Annotated in this window: 1 rRNA gene; it reads left to right on the forward strand. The window is 53.2% G+C overall.

Going from position 1 to position 1,143, the window contains the following annotated elements:
* A 23S ribosomal RNA gene (locus ACFTWF_RS45060) occupies positions 1 to 1,143 on the forward strand; the annotation flags it as partial.

A 1,143-nucleotide genomic window follows, 5' to 3' on the forward strand; every position in this document is an offset into this window, starting at 1 on the left:
GCCTTGCACTCTTTATTTGTATTGTTAGCCGAACGCTCTGGAAAGTGCGGCCATAGCAGGTGATAGCCCTGTAGGCGAAAACAATATGAAAGAACTAGGTGTGCGACAAGTAGGGCGGGACACGTGAAATCCTGTCTGAAGATGGGGGGACCATCCTCCAAGGCTAAATACTCGTGATCGACCGATAGTGAACCAGTACCGTGAGGGAAAGGCGAAAAGAACCCCGGGAGGGGAGTGAAATAGATCCTGAAACCGCATGCATACAAACAGTCGGAGCCTCGTAAGGGGTGACGGCGTACCTTTTGTATAATGGGTCAGCGACTTACGTTCAGTAGCAAGCTTAACCGTATAGGGCAGGCGTAGCGAAAGCGAGTCCGAATAGGGCGTTCAGTTGCTGGGCGTAGACCCGAAACCAGGTGATCTATCCATGGCCAGGATGAAGGTGCGGTAACACGTACTGGAGGTCCGAACCCACTAACGTTGAAAAGTTAGGGGATGAGCTGTGGATAGGGGTGAAATGCCAATCGAACCTGGAGATAGCTGGTTCTCTCCGAAAGCTATTTAGGTAGCGCCTCGTGTCTCACCTTCGGGGGTAGAGCACTGTCATGGTTGGGGGGTCTATTGCAGATTACCCCGCCATAGCAAACTCCGAATACCGAAGAGTGCAATCACGGGAGACAGACATCGGGTGCTAACGTCCGGTGTCAAGAGGGAAACAACCCAGACCGCCAGCTAAGGTCCCCAAATATAGCTAAGTGGGAAACGATGTGGGAAGGCACAGACAGCCAGGAGGTTGGCTTAGAAGCAGCCACCCTTTAAAGAAAGCGTAATAGCTCACTGGTCGAGTCGGCCTGCGCGGAAGATGTAACGGGGCTAAGCTATATACCGAAGCTGCGGATGCGAGCTTTGCTCGCATGGTAGGAGAGCGTTCCGTAAGCCTGCGAAGGTGCCTTGTAAAGGGTGCTGGAGGTATCGGAAGTGCGAATGCTGACATGAGTAGCGATAAAGGGGGTGAAAGGCCCCCTCGCCGTAAGCCCAAGGTTTCCTACGCAACGTTCATCGGCGTAGGGTGAGTCGGCCCCTAAGGCGAGGCAGAAATGCGTAGCTGATGGGAAGCAGGTCAATATTCCTGCACCATTGATA

This window comes from Rhodococcus sp. NPDC056960 (assembly GCF_042674125.1).
GTDB lineage: Bacteria > Actinomycetota > Actinomycetes > Mycobacteriales > Mycobacteriaceae > Rhodococcus_F.